Raw genomic sequence first — 19,970 nt, 5'->3', positions numbered from 1 at the left:
CGGTGGCACGATGAGTCATCATGCGCCTCGACCTGTCCCTGCTGCGCCGCCCGGAGTTGGGTTCGGTGCTGCTCGGACGCGAACGCGAGTCCGCCCGTCTACGCTCGCTCCGGGTCCGGATCCTGCTGGTCCTGACGCTGCTGGGCTCGAACCTGGTCGGCATCGCGGTCGCGGCGGTCCTCATCCTGTTCGTGCTGCCCGGGCCCCACCTGCTGTCCTCGCGGTTCCTGTGGCCCAACGCGGTGATCGTGCCCGTCTACGTGGGGCTGGCGACGGTCCTCGGCCTGGTATGGGTGCGCGCGGTGGTCTTCCGCCGGGTGCGCTGGTTCCTCGACGGCCGCGACCCCACCGACCGCGAGCGGGCCCGGACACTGCGCCTGCCCGGACGGGTGACGCTCATCCAGGGCTTCCTGTGGATCCTCGGCGCCGCGCTCATCACCACGGCCTTCGGCGTGATCGACCCGGCGGCGATCCCGGTGGTGGGCTTCACCATCGTCTTCTCCGGGATGGTCGTGTGCGGTGCGGCGTTCCTGTTCACCGACTTCGGGCTCCGCCCGGTCGCCGCGGTCGCGCTGTCCACGGGAACGGCGCCGCGGGCCCGCTTCCTCGGGGCCATGACGCGGGTCCGGGTGGCGTGGGCCCTGGGCAGCGGCGTGCCGATCGCGGGTCTGATCATCGTGGCGATCTACACACTGGCCGGTCGGGCACTCACGTTGGAACGCCTCGTCGTCGTCATCATCGTCCTGTCCGCCACCTCCCTCCTGGCCGGATTCCTGCTGGTCTCCCTGTCGACGGGCTCGATGCTCGGCCCGCTGCGCAGCGTGCGCTGGGCGATGGAGGATGTCACCGCGGGACGCCTGTCGCGGCGCGTCGTGGTGTACGACGGCACCGAGCTCGGCGAACTGCAGCGCGGCTTCAACCAGATGGCCGCCGGGCTGCAGGAGCGCGAGCGGCTGCGCGATCTCTTCGGCCGCCACGTGGGGCGGGAGGTGGCCGAGGCCGCCGAGCTGCACGACCCCGAGCTGGGCGGGCGCGACTCCCGCGTCGGGGTGGTGTTCGTGGACCTCATCGGCTCGACCGAGATGGCCACCCGGTCCGAGGCGGCGGCGGTGGTCGACGTGCTCAACCGGTTCTTCGCCGTGGTGGTGGAGACCGTGGAGGAGTACGACGGCATCGTCGACAGCTTCCTCGGCGATGCCGCGCTCGTGGTGTTCGGCGCGCCCAGATCGATGGCGGACCCGGCAACGGCCACGGTGGCGTGCGCCCGCACGCTGGCCGAGCGGCTCCCCGAGCGGGTCCCGGGCTGCCGGGCCGGCATCGGTGCCTCCTACGGCGACGTGGTGGCCGGCTACGTGGGCTCCGACGACCGCTTCGAGTACACCGTGATCGGCGACGCGGTCAACGAGGCCTCGCGCCTGTGCGACCTGGCCAAGGACCGCGACGGGCTGGTCCTGGCCTCCGGCGCCGCCGTCTCCGCCTCCGACCCCGCCGAGGCGCGCCGCTGGGAGTCCACGGGCTCCGAGGTGGTCCGGGGCCGCGACGAGCCGACCGAGCTCTGCGTTCCGCGAACCGCCTAGTTCGTCTGCAGGACCACGTCTCGTCCGCCGAGGCTCACCTCGAGCCCCTCGGGCACGACCCGGGTGCCCTCGATCACGACGCCCTGTGGCAGATCCGCGACCGCCGAGTCGACCACCGTGGTGATGCCGGAGAACAGGCCGTCCGGCAGCGGGAAGCCCAGCAGCGCGGTCTGCTCGGGCCGCAGCGTGAGGCGCCCGTCGGTGACGCTGGGCGCCACCCCGACTTCGGCGATTCCACCGAGGTCCGCGCGCAGGAGACCCGCCGTCGCGTCGGGTCGCACCGAACGCACCTCGGTCAGCCCCGCGATCGGTGAGCCCTCCGGGCCGCCCTGAGCCGCGGCTGCCACCATCTGCTGCTCGTCGAGCACGGCGGTGCCGTCAATGGTCTGCGCGTGCAGCGCGCCGTCGACGAGCGTCACCGAGTGGGCGGTCACGTCGAGCTGCGGCACGGTGTCGGAGCCTGGCGAGGTCAGGTGGACCTCCCCCGCGGCACGGGAGCTGATCAGCTCCCACAACAGCAGCCCCCGGCCGAAGGACACGTCCGTCGGCGCGTCGATCCGGGCCGACACCTCCCGCTCGGCGCGGTCCGCCAGGTACCACCGCGCGCCGAACTCGGCGGCCGCCACCAGTCCGACCAGCACCAACACCAGCAGGATCAACGAGCAGCCGCAGCCACGCCCGCCGCCCCGGTTGCCTCGTCCCGTCCGCGCTCCACGTCCCATGCCGGTATCGTGCCGGACCCGCGCGCCGGGGTCCACCCGTCGTCGTCCGGTTGCGATACGATCCCGCCGCCCGCACCCTCGGGGCATGACCGAGACACAGGAAGCAACCACCGAGACCCGTACCGTCGCCTTCCTCGTCGCCGGTGAAGGCGTGGAGCGCGTCGAACTCACCGAGCCGTGGGAGGCCGTCACCGACGCCGGCCACACGGCCGTGCTGGTGAGCACCGACGACGGGGAGGTCGGCCTCGTCGACCATCTCAGCCCAGCCGGCACCCACCCCGTGGACCGCACGACCGCCGACGTCTCCGCCGCGGAGTTCGACGTCCTGGTCCTGCCCGGCGGAGTGGCCAACCCGGACGCGCTGCGGCAGGACCAGCACGCCCTGACCCTCGTCCGCGAGATGGTCGAGGCCGGCAAGCCGGTGCTCGCGATCTGCCACGCGCCGTGGGTGCTCATCGAGGCCGACGTCGTCCGCGGCCGCCGCATCACCTCGTACCCGAGCCTGCGCACCGACCTGACCAACGCGGGCGCCGAGTGGGTCGACGCCGAACTCGTGACCGACGACGGCATCTCCACCAGCCGCAATCCCGACGACCTCCCGGCGTTCTGCGACGCCCTCCTCGGCGCGATCCGGGGCGCAGACTAGGCAAGGGACCAGCGAGGGGGCCTTTTCGATGATCGGCGTCTATGTCCACAATCGTGGGCGGGGACACCTGAACCGGGTGCTGCCGGTCGTCGCCGCTCTCCGGGACAGCGGGGAAGAGGTGACGATGCTGCTGGCCGGCCCGTTCGACGAGCGGACCCGGCCGCGCGGTTCCAGTGTGGTTCACCTGCCCGCGACCCGATCAGAGGTCGGGCCGGACCCCGACGACATCGATCTGTCCGCCCGCCGCGCCGCCGTGACCTGGATCGACCGGATGCGCCCCAGGACGGTCTGGGTGGACGGCCCCCCCGCCATGTCGTTGGCCGCACGCATGACCGGGACGCCAGTGGTGAGCACGCTGCCGCCGGGCCTACGTGACGACGAGCCGCATGTACTACGGTGCCGCGCCGCCGAGACGCTGCTGGCGGCCTGGCCGCCGGGCGTGCATCCGGCGACCGTCGCGGGCACGCGGGGACGGGTGCGTGAGGTCGGGGGGATCTCCCGGTTCGAGCGGCGCGACCGGGAGCAGCATCCTCGTCGTCGTCGACCCCGGGTGGTCCATCTCAACAGTGCCGGCCCGAGCGGTGACCATCGCTTCTGGCGGGCGGTGCGCTCCACGGCGCAGCGACTGGGCGTCGCCGAGTGGGTCGAGGTGGGCGGCCCGGACGGCGTGTGGCGCGAGGACCCGTGGGACGAGCTCACCTCTGCAGATGTAGTGGTGACATGCGCGGGACAGGCGTCTGTCGCGGACGCGGCCTGCTCCAACGTGCCGATGGTGGTGGTCCCGCGTCGTCACGAATACGGCGAGCAGGACGCCACCGCCGACGCACTCGGGGCGTTCGACGGGGCGGCCGTGCTGCGCTACGGCGACGGCCCTACAGCTGTAGCGCATGCGGTGTGCGACCAGGTGGCGCGCTCCCTGGATCAGGCGTCCGGGGGGATCCGCGACAGGTGGGGAGTGGACGGCGCGGCCTCGCGCGCCGCAGAGGTCATCAGGTCGACGACGACGACGACCACGAGGACCGCCGTCACGCACTGATCGCACCGCCTCCTGAGCAGATTGGTCTATTCTCACTTTCGCCCGTGGCGGCGGTGTTTTCCCTGGTTATCGCCCTGATCGAGCCTTCAACATGCGTCCGTCCGCACCGCTTTGCGGTCGACAGTCCGACGGACGCTGACAGGATGACAGCGTGGACTTCGAGCTGGAATTCCAGCGCCCACGACAGGGTGCTTCTGGCTCGTGGAAACGGAGGCATGATGCCCAGGTACAGGAACCTCGAACCCACGGCCGACTTCTGGTCGTGGCGAGACGCCGCCGCCTGTATCGGACACGAGGATCTCTTCTACAGTCTCGAGGACGAGGTGAAGGGTGAGCGGCGAAAGAAGGAGGACGAGGCCAAAGAGGTCTGCGCGACCTGCCCGGTCTTCGACACCTGTAGAACCTTCGCCTTGGAGACCAAGGAGCTCTACGGAGTCTGGGGTGGCCTGACCGAGGCCGAACGGCACCGGATCGCCGGCCGACACCGCACCGGGTAGGCGTCACTCACAGTGCGTGTTCCTTCCTGGCGCGGTGGTGCCGCAGGGCGGTGACGAGGCCGGATCGCGGACCAATGTGGTCGTCGTAGGTCCGGGGCTCCCCGGCGAACATGCGCTCCGACCTGGTCTCGGGCGCGTCATCCGCGGTCGCCCGCAGGAACCGGTCCGGCAGCGAGAGCCGGGCGATCGTGCGCCAGGACTGCCAGTACTGCCGGTAGAGCGGGCCCGTCGTGTACGGCAGATCCCACCGCCGACACACGTCCTGCACCTTCTCCGACAGCTCGGCGTAGCGGTTCGAGGGCAGGGTGGGGAAGAGGTGGTGTTCGATCTGGAACGACAGGTTGCCGGACATGAAGTGCGTGAGTCGACTACCTGTGAAGTTGGCCGAGCCCAGCATCTGACGCAGGTACCACTGGGCCTGCGTCTCCTTCTCGAGGTCCTCGAGCGTGAACTTGTCGGCACCGTCCGGGAAGTGGCCGCAGAAGATCACCGCGTTGGACCACAGGTTGCGGATGACGTTCGCCGTGGCGTTCGCGGTGAGGGTCGTCTTCCAGTCGTCACCGGAGAGCATCGGCCACCACACGTAGTCCTTGCCGACCTGCCGCCGGGCCTTACGAAGGAACTGGCCGATGCGGCGCTTCTGCTCCGGCCAACCCGAGGAGTTGATGGTGCCCGGCGCGATCTCCAGGTGCTGCACGCCCACGCCCCACTGGAAGGCGAACGCGAGTACGGCGTTCCACAGGATGTTGAGCCCGAAGGCGGGGTGCCAGGGCTGGTCGCGGGTCACGCGGACGACGCCGTAGCCGACGTCGTCGTCCATGCCGATGATGTTGGTGTACGTGTGATGGTGGTGGTTGTGGGTGGCCTTCCAGTGCTCGGAGGTACCTACGATGTCCCACTCCCAGGTGGTGGAGTGGATCTCCGGGTCATTCATCCAGTCCCACTGCCCGTGCATGACGTTGTGCCCGAGCTCCATGTTCTCGATGATCTTGCCCGCCGCGAGCAGGCCGGTGCCCAGCGCCCATGCGGGCCGGTGCCCGGAGAACAGCAGCACAGCGCGGCCCCCGGCGACCAGTCCGCGCTGGAGCCGGATCGTGTTGCGCACGTACCGGCGATCGTCCGCGCCTAGTGAGTCGACGACCTCTTTGCGGATCGCGTCGAGTTCGGCGCCGATCGCCTCGACGTCCTCGGCGCTGAGATGGGCGTAGTCCTTCACGTCAGATACCGCCATGGGAAAACGGTACGGCCGAAACGCATGCATGTCGACCGGATACTTGTGTGGCGAGTTGGAGGTCTGCGGCTCATGTGGCGTTTATGCTCCTCTCATGGCTCTGGTCGAGATCTCAGGCGTCAACAAGCACTTCGGTGACTTCCACGCCCTCAAGGACATCAACCTGTCCATCGAGCAAGGTGAGGTCGTGGTGGTGATCGGGCCTTCGGGCTCCGGCAAGTCAACGCTCTGCCGCACCATCAACCGCCTCGAGACCTTCGAGGAGGGGGGTATCACCATCGACGGGAAGCCGCTTCCCGAAGAAGGCAAGGCGTTGGCCAAGCTCCGGGCCGACGTGGGCATGGTGTTCCAGTCGTTCAACCTCTTCGCGCACAAGACGATCCTCGAGAACGTCACGCTCGGGCCCATCAAGGTCCGTAAGCAGCGCAAGGACGAGGCGGAGAAGCGGGCCAGGGAACTGCTCGCCCGGGTCGGCGTTGACCATCAGGCCGACAAGTACCCGGCCCAGCTGTCCGGTGGCCAGCAACAGCGCGTGGCGATCGCCCGGTCCCTGGCCATGGACCCGAAGGTCATGCTGTTCGACGAGCCGACCTCCGCCCTGGACCCGGAGATGATCAACGAGGTCCTCGACGTGATGACGGGACTCGCCAAGTCCGGCATGACCATGGTCGTGGTGACCCACGAGATGGGCTTCGCCCGCAAGGCCGCCGACCGCGTCGTCTTCATGGCCGACGGTGAGCTGGTCGAGCAGGCGACCCCCGACGAGTTCTTCACCAACCCGCAGAGCTCGCGGGCCAAGGACTTCCTGTCCAAGATCCTCACCAACTAGACCCCCAGGGACCGCACGCGGACCCGTACGCGACTCATCCACCCACCCCACGAGGAGTAAAGATGAAAATCCGACGGATCGGTGCCGCTGCTGCGGCCGTGACTCTGGCACTCGGCCTGGCCGCCTGTGGCTCGGATGACGGCGGCGACAAGCTGAAGATCGGCATCAAGTACGACCAGCCCGGCCTCGGCCTCAAGGAGGGCAACGACTACACGGGCTTCGACGTGGAGGTCGCGCGCTACGTGGCCGAGAAGATGGGCACCTCCGCGGACGACATCCAGTGGGTCCAGGCGCCGAGCGCCCAGCGCGAGACGCTGCTGGAGACCGGCCAGGTCGACATGATCGTCGCCACCTACTCCATCACCGACTCCCGTAAGGAGAAGGTCAGCTTCGCCGGCCCGTACTTCATCGCAGGTCAGGACCTCTTGGTCCGGGCCGACGACGAGTCCATCACCGGCCCGGAGTCCCTCGACGGCAAGCGTCTGTGCTCCGTGACCGGCTCGACCTCGGCGCAGACGCTCCAGGAGCAGGTCCCGGGCGTCAACCTGCAGGAGTTCGGCACCTACTCCGAGTGCGTCTCCGCGCTGCAGTCCAACGCCGTGGACGCCGTTACCACCGATGACACGATCTTGGCCGGTTACGCCGCGCAGCCGCAGTACCAGGGCCAGCTCAAGGTCGTCGGCGCCTCGTTCACCGAGGAGCTGTACGGCATCGGCATCCAGAAGGGTGACGTCGACAAGTGCGAGCAGATCAACGAGGCCCTGACCGAGATGATCGACGACGGCAGCTGGCAGACCGCGTTCGACGAGACGCTCGGCACCGCCGGTTTCGTTCCGGGGCCGGGCAACCCGCCGGAGCCGGACACCTGCTCCTGATCTGATCCGGTACTCCTCGTTTCCACGCACCCCGGCCGGCGACCCCAGCCCGGGTGCGTGGAGGCTGAGGCTCTTCCTAAGGAAGGTTGACCATGGGCGATATGTTCGCCGAGTATGACGTCCTCGGGGCCGTCTGGGTCACGATCCAGCTCTCGGTGCTCGGCATCATCGGCGCGTTCATCCTGGGGACGGTCGTCGCGATCCTCCGCGTCTCCCCGGTGGCGGTCCTCCGGGGCATCGGTACCTCGTACGTCAACACGTTCCGAAACGTGCCGCTGACCCTGCTGATGGTCTTCAGCATCCTGGGCCTGTCCTTCATCATGCAGCTGTCGATGTCGGACGACTTCGCCCGCAATGCCTTCTGGTGGGCCGTGATCATGCTGTCGGTCTACCACGCGGCCTACATCTGCGAGGCCCTGCGTTCGGGCATCAACACGGTGCCGGTCGGCCAGGCCGAGGCGGCCCGCTCGATCGGGTTGGGCTTCGGCCAGTCCCTGCGCGAGGTGATCCTGCCGCAGGCGTTCCGCGGGGCCGTCGCCCCGATCGGCTCGGTCGTCATCGCGCTCATCAAGAACTCGACGGTCGCGGCCGTGATCGGCGTCGGCGACTCCGCCGGACTGATGCAGATCATCACCGAGAACGAGGGCGCCAGCCTGCCGATGTTCTTCTTTTTCGCCATGGTCTTCGTGGTCCTCACGCTGCCGATTGGCCTGGGGACCACCTCTCTGTCCCGGAAGCTGGCGGTGAAGCGATGAGTACCCAGACCGTACTGTTCGACGCCCCCGGCCCCAAGGCTCGCGCGCGGCATCGGATCCTCACCGTGATCGGCGCGCTCATCGCCATCGCGATCGCTTACTTCGTCTACCTGAAGTTCGACGAGGCCGGCCAGCTCAAGGCCTCGATGTGGGAGCCGTTCGTCACCGACCCCGAGGTCTGGACGTCCTATCTCATCCCCGGCCTCAAGGGCACCTTCATGGCCGCGGGGATCTCGATCGTTCTCGCCGTGATCTTCGGACTGCTCTTCGGCATGGGCCGGCTCTCGCCGATCGGTCCGGTGCGCTGGTTCTGCAGCGTCATCGTCGAGTTCTTCCGCGCGGTCCCGGTGCTGCTGATGATGGTGTTCGCCTACTTCGGCTACTTCGCCACCTCCGACCTGGTGCCCAACGTGCACGCCCCGCTCGCCGCGGTAGTCACCGCGCTGACGCTCTACAACGGGGCCGTGATCGCCGAGCTCGTGCGCTCCGGCGTGCACGGTCTGCCCAAGGGCCAGACCGAGGCGGGGCTGGCGGTCGGGCTCACGCCCGGGCAGGTGCTCCGGTCGATCGAGCTTCCGCAGGCGCTCACGGCCATGCTCCCGGCGCTCGTCGGTCAGTTGGTCGTGGTCCTCAAGGACTCCGCGCTCGGCTATGGCATCACCTACCTCGAGCTGCTGACCTGGTCCAAGACACTGGGATCGGCGTACGCGAACACCGTGCCGGCGTACATCGTCGCCGGCATCCTGTTCATCATCATCAACTACTCGCTCACCAGGCTCGCCGTGTACCTCGAAGGTCGTCTCAAGAAGCGGCGCGCCAGGTCCTGACCCGGGACGCCACACAGCCACGGGACCCACACACCCATGGGACCCACACAACGAAGGGCCCCACCGGAAACCGTTCCGGTGGGGCCCTTCGCTGTGCGCTGACCGGGTCAGGTCACTTCGGTGGCATCCGGATACCGCCGTCGACACGGATGGTCTGCGCATTCATGTACGGATTGCCGAGCAGCTCCATGACCATGGAGGCGAGCTCGTCGCCCGAGCCGAGGCGCTTGGGGAACAGGACGCTCTCGCCCAGCTTGGCCTTGAACGCTTCCGAATCCGGGCCCTCGCCGTAGATCGGGGTGTCGATCAGCCCGGGGGCCACGGTGTTGAGGCGGATGCCGGCGGCCGACAGGTCACGCGCGACGGGCAGGGTCAGTCCCACGATGCCGCCCTTGGAAGCGGAGTAGGCGGCCTGGCCGATCTGGCCGTCGAACGCGGCGACGGAGGCCATGTTAACGATGGCGCCCTTCTGCCCGTCCTCGTCGGCCTCGTTGAGGCTCATCTTGGTGGCGGCCAGACGCAGCATGTCGAAGGAGCCGATGAGGTTGATCTCGATGACCTTGCGGAACGAGTCCAAGTCAAACGCCGAGGAGTACTCGCCGTCGCGGCCGATGGTGCGCTGCGCCCAGCCGATGCCAGCCGAGTTGACGAGGTAGCGCAGCGGGCCCAGCTCGAGAGCGGCCGCGACGGCCTTCTCGTTCTGGTCGGTCTTGGTCACGTCGACGGACACGAACGCGCCGCCGACCTCCTTGGCGAGGGCCTCACCCTTCTCGGCGTTCAGGTCGGCGATGACGACCTTCGCGCCCTTCGCGGCGAGCTGACGGACGACGGCGGCGCCGATGCCCGACGCGCCGCCCGTGACGATCGCACTTGCTCCAGAAATATCCATGACCGCACAGTAACAAGCAGAGTTGATCGCGACGGGGGCTACGTGTTCTTAAGTAGCGAAATCACCGTCGGGCCGGCACGCTGACGTCCCACCGGATCCCGAACCGGTCCGTGACCTGTCCGTACATATCTCCCCAGGGGGCCTCCTCGAACGGCATGCCCGCCGCGCCGCCGCCCCCGACGACCTTGTCGATGAACCCGCGGGCCTCGTCGACGGAGTCGAACGTGAGCAGGAACGAGTAGACATCACTGGACAGCGACGGCAGATGGTCGCCCATTCCGTCGCCTCCGGCGAGCGTGATCCCGGGCGCCGTCAGCGTCGCGTGGGCCACGGCCCCGGGCGGCGGGGTGAACGGGAAGCCCTCCAGGGACGGCATCGCGTCGTAGGTCTGCACCTCGAGCTCTCCGCCGAAGAGTTCGTGGTAATACGGGAACGCCTCCGCGGCGTTGCCGGGGAAAGAGAGGTACGGGCTGGTGGTCAGGGCCATGACGGCACCTTTCGCTGGGTAGGGGCCAGGGGGCGTCGTGTGGCGTCTCCTCCACAGCGACGCTAATCCCCGGAGCTGTCGTCGGCAACGGTTATGCACCCTCGGTCTCGCGGATCAGAATGGCGGCTCGTCGTCCGGCATCACCGGCATCACCGGCATCACCGGCGTCACCGGCGTCGACCGGTCCGCCCGACGCTGTTCAGCCCGTTCGCGGCGGATCCGACGGTCCGCCCGACGCCGTTCCGCGAGGTGCGGTCGGTGCCTGCGCCCCTCATCCGCGCCCCGCCCGCCGGTACGCCCGGATTCGGCGGCGGCCATCTGGCGTCGGCTGGCGTCGGGATGCCGCGGGGCGGAGAGGTGCGCCAAGGATCCGGTCGGACCCGTGATCACGCGGGTGCCGCGGTCGGGTTCGGGATGGTTGGGCCCGTGGAGCCACACGTACGATCCGTCGACGTCGCGGTAGTACGCCCACACGCCGTCGGTCTTGAGCCGGTGATGGGTCCGGCACAGGCAGCCCAGATCGTCACTCGTCGTGCGCCCGCCCCGGGCCGGATCGTCGTGGTCGAACGGGATGATGTGGTCCAGGTCCGCATGCTCGGCCAGGGTCTGGCAGCCGGGGAACACGCAGGTCCCGTCCCTTCCGCGACAGAACCGGGCCAGCGCCTCGGAGGGGCGGTACCGGCCCGCGGAGTCGCTGTGCGGGTCGGCGAGGTGCGCGAGCTTGTCGAGCCTGCGCCGGGCGCTGCGATCGAGCTGATCCGCCGTATGCCGGGTTATCGGTCCGTACCCGTAGAGACTGAGCCCGCGATTGTCGGCGCTGCCGTCGTCGTACGCGTGTATCACCACTCGTCTCGCGGCGTCCTGCGCGGCGGGGTCGGCGGGATGTTCGCCGTCGGGATCGGGCAGGCAGGTCCAGCCGCGGCTCATCGCGAGCAGTCCGGCGGCGCGGAGCTGCCCGGCCGTGCGCGGATCTTCAGGATCGGCGCTGCGTACGAGGCCGTCCAGGCGCTGGAAGATCTCGATCGCGTCCTCTGCTTTGAGCGTGGCGCTGATCATCCCGCGGTCGTTCCCGAGCGGGACCATTTCCACGTCCGCCCCACGTCGTGCCTGTTCAGCGCGGGCGTCCGCGCCTACCGGGTCGTATTTGTTGATGGTCTTGGTCAGCATCTTCCGCAGCGGTCCGAGCCGGGGTGGGTGGATGCGCCGCCGGGTGGGGGCGAGCCCCTCGCAGATGCGACGGTCGATCTCGGGCATCATCTCGTCCGCGACGAACGCGGTCTCCTCGGCGATGGTGTGCGCCGCGAGCAGCCCGATCCACCCGGTCAGCAACAGGGCCGCCGTCCGCGGCAGCCGGTCGATGAGTTCCACGGCGGTGGAGATGAGCCGCGTCGCCCCGTGCCGCGACATCGACATGGACGCCCCGATCATGGTGGCCGCCGTCTCCCACGGGTCGCGGACACCATCCCGTTCGCGCGACATACGGACGCAGTCATAGGCGTAGAGCAGCGTGCCGCCCTCGGCTGCATTGACCAGCCGCCTGGCGAGATAGCCGCGGCGCTGCCCTGGATCCCACCTGGCGTAGGCCTCGGGGACCAGCACATCGGCCGCCGGGCCGGTCGTGGTGGTGAAGCCGGGCGGGGCCTCGAAGTGCCCGCCGGGCTGCGGGCCGGGGAACGGGGAATCGGTGCGGGAGGAGGTCCGGGTAGCGGTCATGGCTCGACAGTATGTTCGAGGTACGACATTGGTGCGATGGTGTGGTCGTCGACGTCGGTGTTGCCACGCGCGCTCGGTCCTCCTGACCTGCGGTGCCCTGCTCGGCGTGTTCAGGGCACCGCAGGTCAGGGCGGTGCGACGCCCTGGGGCGGGTGGGCTCCGCTGGCGCGATAGGCGGGCGGTCGTCGGTGCGCGGCACGGGACGGTCCTCGGCAGCGAAGTCGCTCGAAACGGCGTCTGACCTGGGGTGCCCTGCAGGCATCACGCAGGGCGCCCCAGGTGGGCGGCGGGGCGAGAGGCGGGAGAATAGGGGCGGGGGATGACGACGACGAGGACCGCCCAGCCGGGAATGTCGGACCGGCCGGATAGGTTGTCCTCGTCAGACCACGCCCGCAGGGGATGTGCAGTGGCCGATAAGTGCAGTGGCCGATAACAGCGGCGCGTTTACGCGCGGAAGGAAATGGATGTCGCGATGAGTCAGCACACCGGGAATGCCGAGACCAGGGAGTTCCAGGCGGAGACCCGACAGTTGCTGGATCTGATGATCCACTCGATCTATTCCAATCCGGACACGTTCCTGCGCGAGGTCATCTCCAACTCCTCCGACGCGCTGGACAAGCTGCGGTTGGCGGCGCTTCAGGACTCGACGCTGGGCGTGGACACGTCCGATCTGCACATCGAGCTCATCCCGGACGAGCAGACCCGCACCCTCGTGATCAGGGACAACGGCATCGGTATGTCCCGTGAGGAGGTCGTGGATCTCATCGGCACCCTCGCCAAGTCGGGTACCGGGCAGATGCGTGAGGCGCTGTCGGCCGCGCGGGCGGCGCAGGAATCGGGCGAGATCTCGGAGCAGGCCACGGCCGACCTGATCGGGCAGTTCGGCATCGGTTTCTACTCGACGTTCATGGTCTCGGACTCGGTCACGCTCGTCACCCGCAAGGCCGGGGAGTCGGTCGGCACGCGCTGGGTCTCCAGTGGCGAGGACACGTACACGATCGAGGAGGACGCGGACGCGCCCCAGGGCACGTCGGTGATCCTCCAGCTCAAGCCTGCCGGTGGGGACGCCGCGCTGCCGGATTACGCCGACGAGAACACGCTGCGGCGTGTCGTCCGGACGTACTCCGACTTCATCGCGTGGCCGATCCGGATGGAGGTGGAGCGCCCCGCGCCGGAGCCGGAGGGCGATACGGGGGATGACGACGAGGCCAACGATCCCTCGGCCGAGAACTCCATCACCGAGACCGTCACGCTGAACTCGCAGAAGGCGCTCTGGACGCGCCCCAGGTCCGAGGTCTCGGACGAGGAGTACGCGGAGTTCTACCGGCATATCTCGCACGCTTGGGATGAGCCGCTCGAGACCATCACGCTCAAGGCGGAGGGCACGTTCGAGTACCAGGCGCTGCTGTTCCTGCCCTCGCAGGTGCCGTTCGACCTGTTCTCGCCGGACGTCAAGCGGGGTGTGCAACTCTACGTGCGTCGGGTGTTCATCATGGACGACTGTGAGGAGCTGGTTCCGCCGTTCCTGCGCTTCGTCAAGGGCATCGTCGACGCGCAGGACCTCTCGCTGAACGTCTCCCGCGAGATCCTGCAGCAGGACCGTCAGATCCGCGCGATCCGCAAGCGTCTGGTCAAGCGGGTGCTGCAGGCGATCGAGCAGGTCAAGCGGGATCGTCCAGAGGAGTTCCGGAGCTTCTGGGCGAACTTCGGCGCGGTCCTCAAGGAGGGCCTGATCGCGGATGTCGACGCGCGTGATCAGTTGCTTGCGGTCAGCACGTTCGCCTCGACGCGGCCGTCGGTCGAGAGTGCGGAGGGTGCCGACGGTGCTGCGGACGCCGAGGCGGGCACCACCATCGCCGAGTACGTCTCCCGGATGGTGGACGGGCAGGAGGAGATCTATTACCTGACCGGAACGTCGCGCGCCGCGGTGGAGAGCTCCCCGCACCTGGAGGCGTTCCGCGCGCGCGGCGTCGAGGTGCTGGTCCTCACCGACCCGGTCGACGAGGTCTGGGTGGACGCGGTCGGCGAGGTCGAGGGCAAGCGGCTGCGGTCCGTGGCCAAGGGCGACGTGGACCTGTCGGGAATCGGCGCGGACACGCAGGACGGTGAGGATCAGCCGGACGCGGCGGAGTTCACCGACCTGCTCACCTGGCTCGGCGAGGAGCTGGAAGACGAGGTCAAGCAGGTGCGGCTGTCGCACCGGCTCACCGAGTCCGCGGCCTGCATGGTGGGAGACGAGTTCGACATGACCCCGCAGCTCGAGGCGATGTACCGGGCCTCCGGAATGGAGCTACCGACGAGCAAGCGGATTCTGGAACTCAACCCGTCGCACCCGCTGGTCGAGCGGCTGCGTCGCCAGCACGCCGAGGATCCGTCGGCGGACGGGCTCGTGGACACGGCGCGGCTGATCTCCGGTGCGGCGGTCCTGGCCGAGGGCGGTACGCTCGCCGATCCCGCGGCGTTCGCCAAGCTGCTGGTCGACCGGATCTGATCCGGCGGACCCGGCTCAGTGGCTCGCGGATCGGTCGAACCGGTCCGCGAGCCACATGATGGTGGCGACCTCGCCGACCCAGGCCAGGCTCACGCACCAGCCGGCCAGGATGTCGCTGGGGAAGTGCACGCCCAGGTAGACGCGGGTGGCGCCGATGGTGGGGACGTAGACGGCGGAGCCCGCCATGACGGGAGCGCGCCACCTGGTCGGCCAGGCCAGAACACACGCGCAGCCGGCCAGGGCGGCGCTGGCCATGGCGTGCCCGCTGGGGAACGAGTAGCTCTTCTCCTGCACGATGTGGGGGAAGAAGGTCGGGCGCGCCCGCCGGTACATCACCTTGAGGATCGAGTTGATGACCGTCGATCCCACCAGTGAGACCGTGAGCAGCGTCGCCGGTCGGCGGCTGCCCCGGACGGCGGCGAGATAGCCGGCCGCGGACAGTGCGACCACCGGCACCGCCGTGACACCGCCGAGTTCGGTGACGGCCCGGACGATCCGGGTCCGACGCGGCGAATGTCGGCGGCGGGCCCACATCATGAGTGCGCGATCAAACGGCAGTTTTGCCTCGCCCTGGATGCGCTGGGCCAGCTCGACGAAGCCGATCACCGGCGTCGCGAATCCGGCGAACGCGAGCCCGAAGACCCGCCATGTCCCACGGGGGAGCGGCACCTCCTGGCGATCGACGATGCTGCCGACGAGATCTCGCGCCGGGGGCAGGATCCGGCCGGGGCCGGGGCCGGGGCCGGGGCCGGGGCTGTGGGTCGTCTGGGGCGACATGAATCCACACTATGCAGCGAGTGCGGTGAACCGCCGTGGATCGTGACGGAAGGTACGGCGGCGCGGTTACTGTTGGCGGGACGCACCGCGATCCCCAGATCCGAGAGAGGGAGGACGAATGAGCCGGACACGTGTGGAAGAGGATCTGCTCGGAACACGGGAGGTGCCGGCGGATGCCTATTACGGCGTCCACACGGTGCGGGCCGTGGAGAACTTCCCGATCGGCTCCTCCACGATCAGCGACATCCCGGATTTCGTCCGCGGGATGGTCATGGTGAAGAAGGCCGCTGCGCTGGCCAACCTCGAGATGGGCGTCCTCGACGAGAAGGTCGCGGAGGCGATCGTCGGGGCGTGCGACGAGATCCTCGTGGACGGCCGTTGCATGGACCAGTTCCCGTCCTGCGTGTTCCAGGGCGGCGCGGGCACGTCAGTCAACATGAACGCCAACGAGGTGGTCGCGAACCTGGCGCTCGAGCGGCTCGGCCACCCGAAGGGCGCCTACGAGTTCGTCAGTCCGAACGACGACGTCAACCGCTCGCAGTCGACCAACGACGCCTACCCGACCGGCTTCCGGATCGCGCTGTGGCACGCGCTCGAGCGGCTGGAGCCGACGATCGTCGCGCTGCGGGAGGCCTGCTACGACAAGTCGGAGGAGTTCCGCGAGGTCCTCAAGATGGGCCGCACCCAGCTGCAGGACGCGGTCCCGATGTCGCTCGGCCAGGAGTTCGGCGGCTTCGCCGTGACCCTCGACGAGGAGCTACACGTGCTGGGTTCGGCCGCGCGGATGCTGCTGGCCGTCAACCTCGGCGCCACGGCGATCGGCACCGGGGTCAACACCCCGCCCGACTACCGCCGGTCCGTCATCAGTCATCTGCGGGCCGTGACCGGGCTGCCGGTCTCCGGGGCGATGAACCTCATCGAGGCCACCAGCGACACCGGCGACTACGTCAACGTCCACGCCGCCCTCAAGCGGACCGCCGCCAAGCTGTCCAAGATCTGCAACGACCTGCGGCTGCTGTCCTCCGGGCCGCGGGCCGGGCTCAACGAGATCAACCTGCCGGAGCTGCAGGCGGGATCGTCGATCATGCCGGCCAAGGTCAACCCGGTGATCCCCGAGGTGGTCAACCAGGTGTGCTTCAAAGTGATCGGCAACGACGTCACCGTCACGATGGCGGCCGAGGCGGGCCAGCTGCAGCTCAACGTGATGGAGCCGGTGATCGCCCAGGCGATGTTCGAGTCCATCTCGCTTCTCACCTCGGCCATGGAGACCCTCACCGACAAGTGCGTGCGGGGCATCACCGCGAACGTGGAGATCGCGCGCCGGAACGTCATGGACTCGATCGGGATCGTCACCTACCTCAACCCGGTCATCGGCCATCACAACGGCGACCTCGTGGGCCGCGAGTGTGCGCGGTCCGGTCGCGGCGTGCGGGACGTGGTGCTGGAAATGGGTCTGCTCACGGAGGCGGAACTCGACGACATCCTGTCCCCGGCCAATCTCCTGCGGCCGAAATACAAGGGCCGCATTGCGCCTCCGGGTGTCGCGCTGCCGGAGTAGCGGAAACGCTCGAGAATTTAGCCTCGCAACATAGTGATACTGGTCACCTGACCAGCTACCGTCTGGGTATGAGTTCTTCCACTTCGCAGGTCGTCGCGGGCCGTGAGATCACGTTTCCCGTTCCCGTCGTGTCCGCCTCGATCTCGGGTGCGGCCTTTCTCGGTAAGGCCGCGGTCGCCCGCCGACTGATCGCCGGCGGTGCCCAGTCGGCGGTGCTCGACGCGGCCGGCGCCGAGCCCGTCGCCCTGCCCGGCGGTCGCACGCCGGTGGTCGTGATCCACGTCCGCTACCACGACGTCCCGGGCAACGTGCTGGGCGCGTATCACGAGGTGGGGCTGGCGTTCCAGGTCAAGGTCCCGGGCGTCGGGACGCGGGTCCACATCCACGAGCTGCCGGTCGACCAGGACTTCACGCTGGCCGCCGGCAACGAGCTGTGGGGCTTTCCCAAGTGGAAGGGCGACATGGTCGGCACGGCCGGCGGCGCGCTCGATGACGCCCGCCTCGGTGCGGTCGGCTCGGGCGGCGCCTCGGGCATCGACATCAGGCTCGACACCCGCCGCGGGATCCCGCTGCCGGGAAAACAGTCGATCGGCATGAACTGCATCCAGGTCCTCGGCGGCGAGCCCGTCCTGGTGGGGGCGCAGGCCGAGGTCGGCGGCGGACGCATCCGACCGGCCGGTGGCGCGACGATCTCGGTCGTCGCGGGTGCCGGGGACGGCGACGCCCACGTCGCCCGGTTCGCCGGGGCCGTCCGCGAGCTGGGACTGACCCGCGCGCGGGCCCTGGCCACGTTCTCTTTCGAGAACTTCACGGCCGAGTTCCCCGCCCCGGCGCCCGTCAGCTGATCAGCCCGACCGCCTCCTGCGCGGCGGCCTCGGCGGCCGCGCGGTCGGCCGGCGCGAGCCCCACACGGCTGCGTCGGTCGAGGATGTCGTCCACGGTCAGCGCCCCCTCGTGGGTGACGGCGTAGGAGAACTCGGCGCGCGTCACGTCGAGGCCCTCCGCGACCGGCTCGAGTGGCCGGTCCAGCAGGCTCGCCGCCACCACCGCGGCGGCCTCCTGCCCGTAGCGTTCCACGAGCGACGCGGGCAGTCGGCCGGGGGACGTGGCCCCGCCGGCCCCGCCAAGCCCAACGGCCACGGGATGCCCGGGCGCACCGACGAGCGGCAGGTCGGCGGTGCGGCACGGCGAGGCGGGCAGTCCGGTCCGGTCGACGACGAGGTCGACCGCCTGCTCGGCCATGAGCCGGTACTCGGTGAGCTTCCCGCCGGTGATCGTGATGAGTCCGTTCTCGGATTCCAGGACGGCGTGCTCGCGGGACAGGTCGGCCGTCTCGCCGGAAGCCCCCGAATCGACCAGCGGTCGCAGCCCGGCGAAAGTGCCCAGGACGTCGTCGCGGGTCAGGGCGGTGGCGAGCGCACGGTTGACGACGTCGAGGAGGAAGTCGATCTCGTCGTCGGAGGACTCGGGGACGTCGGGGATCGGGCCGGGGGCGTCGACGTCGGTCAGGCCGACGTGCAGGCGCCCGAACCCGGCGGGCAGGGCGAAGCAGAACCGGTTGGTCTCGCCCGGGACGGGCACGGTCAGCGCGCCCTCCGGGTGACCGAGGGCGGCCGCGTCGATCACCAGGTGCGTACCCCGCGACGGGCGCACCCTCACCTCCGGTGCGGTCTCGCCGGCCCACACGCCGGTCGCCGAGATGACGGCCCGGGCGGAGAGGGTGAACTCGCGGGCACCGGCGGCGGCGTCGTCGTCGTGAATCGGGGCCTCGTCCCGCACGGTGACCCGTGTCCCCGACGCCTCGACCACCCGCGCCCGCGTGATGACCTGAGCCCCGTGGCCGGCGGCGGTGCGCGCGACGGCGGTGACGAGGCGGGCGTCGTCGACGAGTTGGCAGTCCCAGTTCACGTGGCCGAATCGCAGCCCCTCGCGGCGGACGCCCGGCACATAGGCGGCCACGCGCCGCGGGCCGACGATTCTCGCGCCCGGGAGGCGGTCGGCGCCGGTCCCCGCCAGGCGCGAGAGCAGCGTGCCCGCCACGAACCCCAGCCCCGGCAGCACCGCGCCGAGCGGCGGCGTGTCGCGGAACACCGGCACCACCTGGGCGAGCGGGCGCACCAGGTGGGGGGCGGTGCGGTCGAGGAGGATGCCGCGTTCGACGGCCGAGCTGCGCGCGATCCCGACGTTGCCGGTGGCCAGGTAGCGCAGCCCGCCGTGGGCGAGCTTGGACGACCAGCGACTCGTCCCGAACGCCAGGTCGTGCGCCTCGAGCAACACCACCTCGAGCCCGCGCGAGGCGGCGTCCAGGGCGATGCCGGTGCCGGTGATGCCGCCGCCGATCACGACGAGGTCGACGGGGGTCGTGCGCTCGCGCAGGTCGGCGAGCTCGCGGGCGCGGCGGGCGGCGGACAGGGCGGTGTCGGGCGTGGTGGGCGCGTTCATGGGATCAGGTACCCCCTGATGAGTCGGTGGAGCTCGGCCCGCCAGGTGACGGGGTCGAGCGGTGGGTCGGCGAGCGGTGCGGACAGGACGGCGCCCTGAACGGCCAGGTAGAGCATGGTGGCGACGGTCTCGGGGTCGCGGCCGGCCAGGCGCGGGTCGGGGGAGTGGGCGAGGACGCCGGTCAGCATCGCGATGAGGGCGTGCTGGGAGGCGCCGAGGCGGCGCAGGAGGTATTCGGCGAGCAGGCCGGCCTCGTGGCGGCGCATCGCGTCGAGTAGCGGGTCTGTGCGGATCTGGTCCGCGATGCCGCACAGCTGGTCGGCGATCTCGTCGGCGTCGCGCAGGAGGGTCGGGTCGGCCAGGCCCGGGCCGACGCGCGTGACGGCCGCGGTGAGCTCGCGGGTGAGCAGGTCGGCGAACAGCGCGGTGATGTCGGTCCAGTGCCGGTAGAGGGTGGTGCGGCCGACGCCGGAGCGGCGGGCGACCTCGACCATCGTGGTGCGCTCGGTGCCGAGCTCGAGGATCGCGGCGTGGGCGGCGTCGAGCGCGCGGTCACGGGTCGAGGTCGAGGCGGCCACCGGTCCTCCTGATAGGCGGGCGGAAACGGAACAGATTGTG

The 19,970-nt window shown here is 69.6% G+C and carries 19 protein-coding genes; 11 read left to right on the top strand and 8 right to left on the bottom strand.

Features of this window, described 5'->3' with window-relative positions; translation table 11 throughout:
* Positions 1-20 precede the first annotated feature (20 nt).
* Positions 21-1,577 (top strand): adenylate/guanylate cyclase domain-containing protein, encoded by a 1,557-nt coding sequence (locus K3888_RS05240; RefSeq protein WP_230929192.1) that lies wholly within the window; start codon positions 21-23, stop codon positions 1,575-1,577.
* Here the strand turns inward: K3888_RS05240 and K3888_RS05235 are convergent.
* Positions 1,574-2,299: an LmeA family phospholipid-binding protein gene (locus K3888_RS05235; RefSeq protein ID WP_230929191.1), complete on the bottom strand. Its 726-nt coding sequence runs from the start codon at positions 2,297-2,299 to the stop codon at positions 1,574-1,576. The two genes, K3888_RS05240 and K3888_RS05235, sit on opposite strands and share 4 nt — an antisense overlap.
* A gap of 85 nt (positions 2,300-2,384) precedes the next feature.
* Here K3888_RS05235 and K3888_RS05230 point away from each other — a divergent pair, with 85 nt between their 5' ends.
* From K3888_RS05230 to K3888_RS05220, 3 genes are all read left to right on the top strand, one after another.
* Complete coding sequence (locus tag K3888_RS05230) at positions 2,385-2,945, top strand: type 1 glutamine amidotransferase domain-containing protein (protein ID WP_230929190.1); 561 nt, start codon at positions 2,385-2,387, stop codon at positions 2,943-2,945.
* Between the two features lie 28 nt (positions 2,946-2,973).
* Positions 2,974-3,981, top strand: a complete 1,008-nt coding sequence (locus tag K3888_RS05225; RefSeq protein WP_230929189.1) for a glycosyltransferase — start codon at positions 2,974-2,976, stop codon at positions 3,979-3,981.
* A 218-nt stretch (positions 3,982-4,199) separates the two neighbouring features.
* Positions 4,200-4,478 carry a WhiB family transcriptional regulator gene (locus K3888_RS05220; RefSeq protein ID WP_230929188.1) on the top strand — a complete coding sequence of 93 codons (279 nt, stop codon included), beginning with the start codon at positions 4,200-4,202 and terminating at the stop codon, positions 4,476-4,478.
* 7 nt (positions 4,479-4,485) lie between these two features.
* On the opposite strand, the gene K3888_RS05215 is transcribed toward K3888_RS05220, so the two are convergent.
* Positions 4,486-5,709 (bottom strand): fatty acid desaturase family protein, encoded by a 1,224-nt coding sequence (locus K3888_RS05215; protein ID WP_230929187.1) that lies wholly within the window; start codon positions 5,707-5,709, stop codon positions 4,486-4,488.
* 94 nt (positions 5,710-5,803) lie between these two features.
* Between K3888_RS05215 and K3888_RS05210 the strand changes: the two genes are divergently transcribed.
* The 4 genes from K3888_RS05210 (at position 5,804) to K3888_RS05195 (ending at position 8,995) form a co-directional block, all read left to right on the top strand.
* Positions 5,804-6,538, top strand: coding sequence for an amino acid ABC transporter ATP-binding protein (locus K3888_RS05210; protein ID WP_372459534.1), 735 nt, complete (start codon positions 5,804-5,806; stop codon positions 6,536-6,538).
* A gap of 62 nt (positions 6,539-6,600) precedes the next feature.
* Positions 6,601-7,413, top strand: coding sequence for a glutamate ABC transporter substrate-binding protein (locus K3888_RS05205; RefSeq protein ID WP_230929186.1), 813 nt, complete (start codon positions 6,601-6,603; stop codon positions 7,411-7,413).
* A gap of 92 nt (positions 7,414-7,505) precedes the next feature.
* The gene (locus K3888_RS05200; protein WP_230929185.1) at positions 7,506-8,168 is read left to right on the top strand and encodes an amino acid ABC transporter permease; all 663 of its coding nucleotides are present in this window, start codon (positions 7,506-7,508) and stop codon (positions 8,166-8,168) included.
* The gene (locus K3888_RS05195) at positions 8,165-8,995 is read left to right on the top strand and encodes an amino acid ABC transporter permease (protein ID WP_230929184.1); all 831 of its coding nucleotides are present in this window, start codon (positions 8,165-8,167) and stop codon (positions 8,993-8,995) included. The genes K3888_RS05200 and K3888_RS05195 overlap by 4 nt, the downstream gene beginning before the upstream one ends.
* A 112-nt stretch (positions 8,996-9,107) precedes the next feature.
* On the opposite strand, the gene K3888_RS05190 is transcribed toward K3888_RS05195, so the two are convergent.
* The 3 genes from K3888_RS05190 to K3888_RS05180 all read right to left on the bottom strand — a co-directional run bounded on the left by K3888_RS05190 (position 9,108) and on the right by K3888_RS05180 (position 12,084).
* Positions 9,108-9,884 carry an SDR family NAD(P)-dependent oxidoreductase gene (locus tag K3888_RS05190; RefSeq protein WP_230929183.1) on the bottom strand — a complete coding sequence of 259 codons (777 nt, stop codon included), beginning with the start codon at positions 9,882-9,884 and terminating at the stop codon, positions 9,108-9,110.
* A 61-nt stretch (positions 9,885-9,945) separates the two neighbouring features.
* Entirely contained in the window at positions 9,946-10,371 is a 426-nt protein-coding gene (locus K3888_RS05185) for a VOC family protein (RefSeq protein ID WP_230929182.1), read from the bottom strand.
* 114 nt (positions 10,372-10,485) lie between these two features.
* Entirely contained in the window at positions 10,486-12,084 is a 1,599-nt protein-coding gene (locus K3888_RS05180; RefSeq protein WP_230929181.1) for an HNH endonuclease signature motif containing protein, read from the bottom strand.
* Between the two features lie 472 nt (positions 12,085-12,556).
* On the opposite strand from K3888_RS05180, the gene htpG reads away from it, so the two are divergent.
* Positions 12,557-14,575, top strand: a complete 2,019-nt coding sequence (htpG, locus tag K3888_RS05175; RefSeq protein ID WP_230929180.1) for a molecular chaperone HtpG — start codon at positions 12,557-12,559, stop codon at positions 14,573-14,575.
* Between the two features lie 15 nt (positions 14,576-14,590).
* Here htpG and K3888_RS05170 read toward each other — a convergent pair whose 3' ends face one another.
* Positions 14,591-15,352: a phosphatase PAP2 family protein gene (locus K3888_RS05170; RefSeq protein ID WP_230929179.1), complete on the bottom strand. Its 762-nt coding sequence runs from the start codon at positions 15,350-15,352 to the stop codon at positions 14,591-14,593.
* 118 nt (positions 15,353-15,470) lie between these two features.
* Between K3888_RS05170 and aspA the strand changes: the two genes are divergently transcribed.
* The gene (aspA, locus tag K3888_RS05165) at positions 15,471-16,910 is read left to right on the top strand and encodes an aspartate ammonia-lyase (RefSeq protein WP_230929178.1); all 1,440 of its coding nucleotides are present in this window, start codon (positions 15,471-15,473) and stop codon (positions 16,908-16,910) included.
* Positions 16,911-16,978: 68 nt separating this feature from the next.
* Positions 16,979-17,755, top strand: a complete 777-nt coding sequence (locus tag K3888_RS05160) for an acetoacetate decarboxylase family protein (RefSeq protein WP_230929177.1) — start codon at positions 16,979-16,981, stop codon at positions 17,753-17,755.
* On the opposite strand, the gene K3888_RS05155 is transcribed toward K3888_RS05160, so the two are convergent.
* Positions 17,748-19,352 (bottom strand): glycerol-3-phosphate dehydrogenase/oxidase, encoded by a 1,605-nt coding sequence (locus K3888_RS05155; RefSeq protein WP_230929176.1) that lies wholly within the window; start codon positions 19,350-19,352, stop codon positions 17,748-17,750. The two genes, K3888_RS05160 and K3888_RS05155, sit on opposite strands and share 8 nt — an antisense overlap.
* Positions 19,349-19,930, bottom strand: coding sequence for a TetR/AcrR family transcriptional regulator (locus K3888_RS05150; protein ID WP_230929175.1), 582 nt, complete (start codon positions 19,928-19,930; stop codon positions 19,349-19,351). Before K3888_RS05150 ends, K3888_RS05155 begins: the two co-directional genes overlap by 4 nt.
* Positions 19,931-19,970 lie beyond the last annotated feature (40 nt).

It is taken from the genome of Dietzia aurantiaca (genome assembly GCF_021033825.1).
Taxonomy (GTDB): Bacteria; Actinomycetota; Actinomycetes; order Mycobacteriales; family Mycobacteriaceae; genus Dietzia; species Dietzia aurantiaca.
This window is presented reverse-complemented; position numbering and strand designations above follow the sequence as displayed.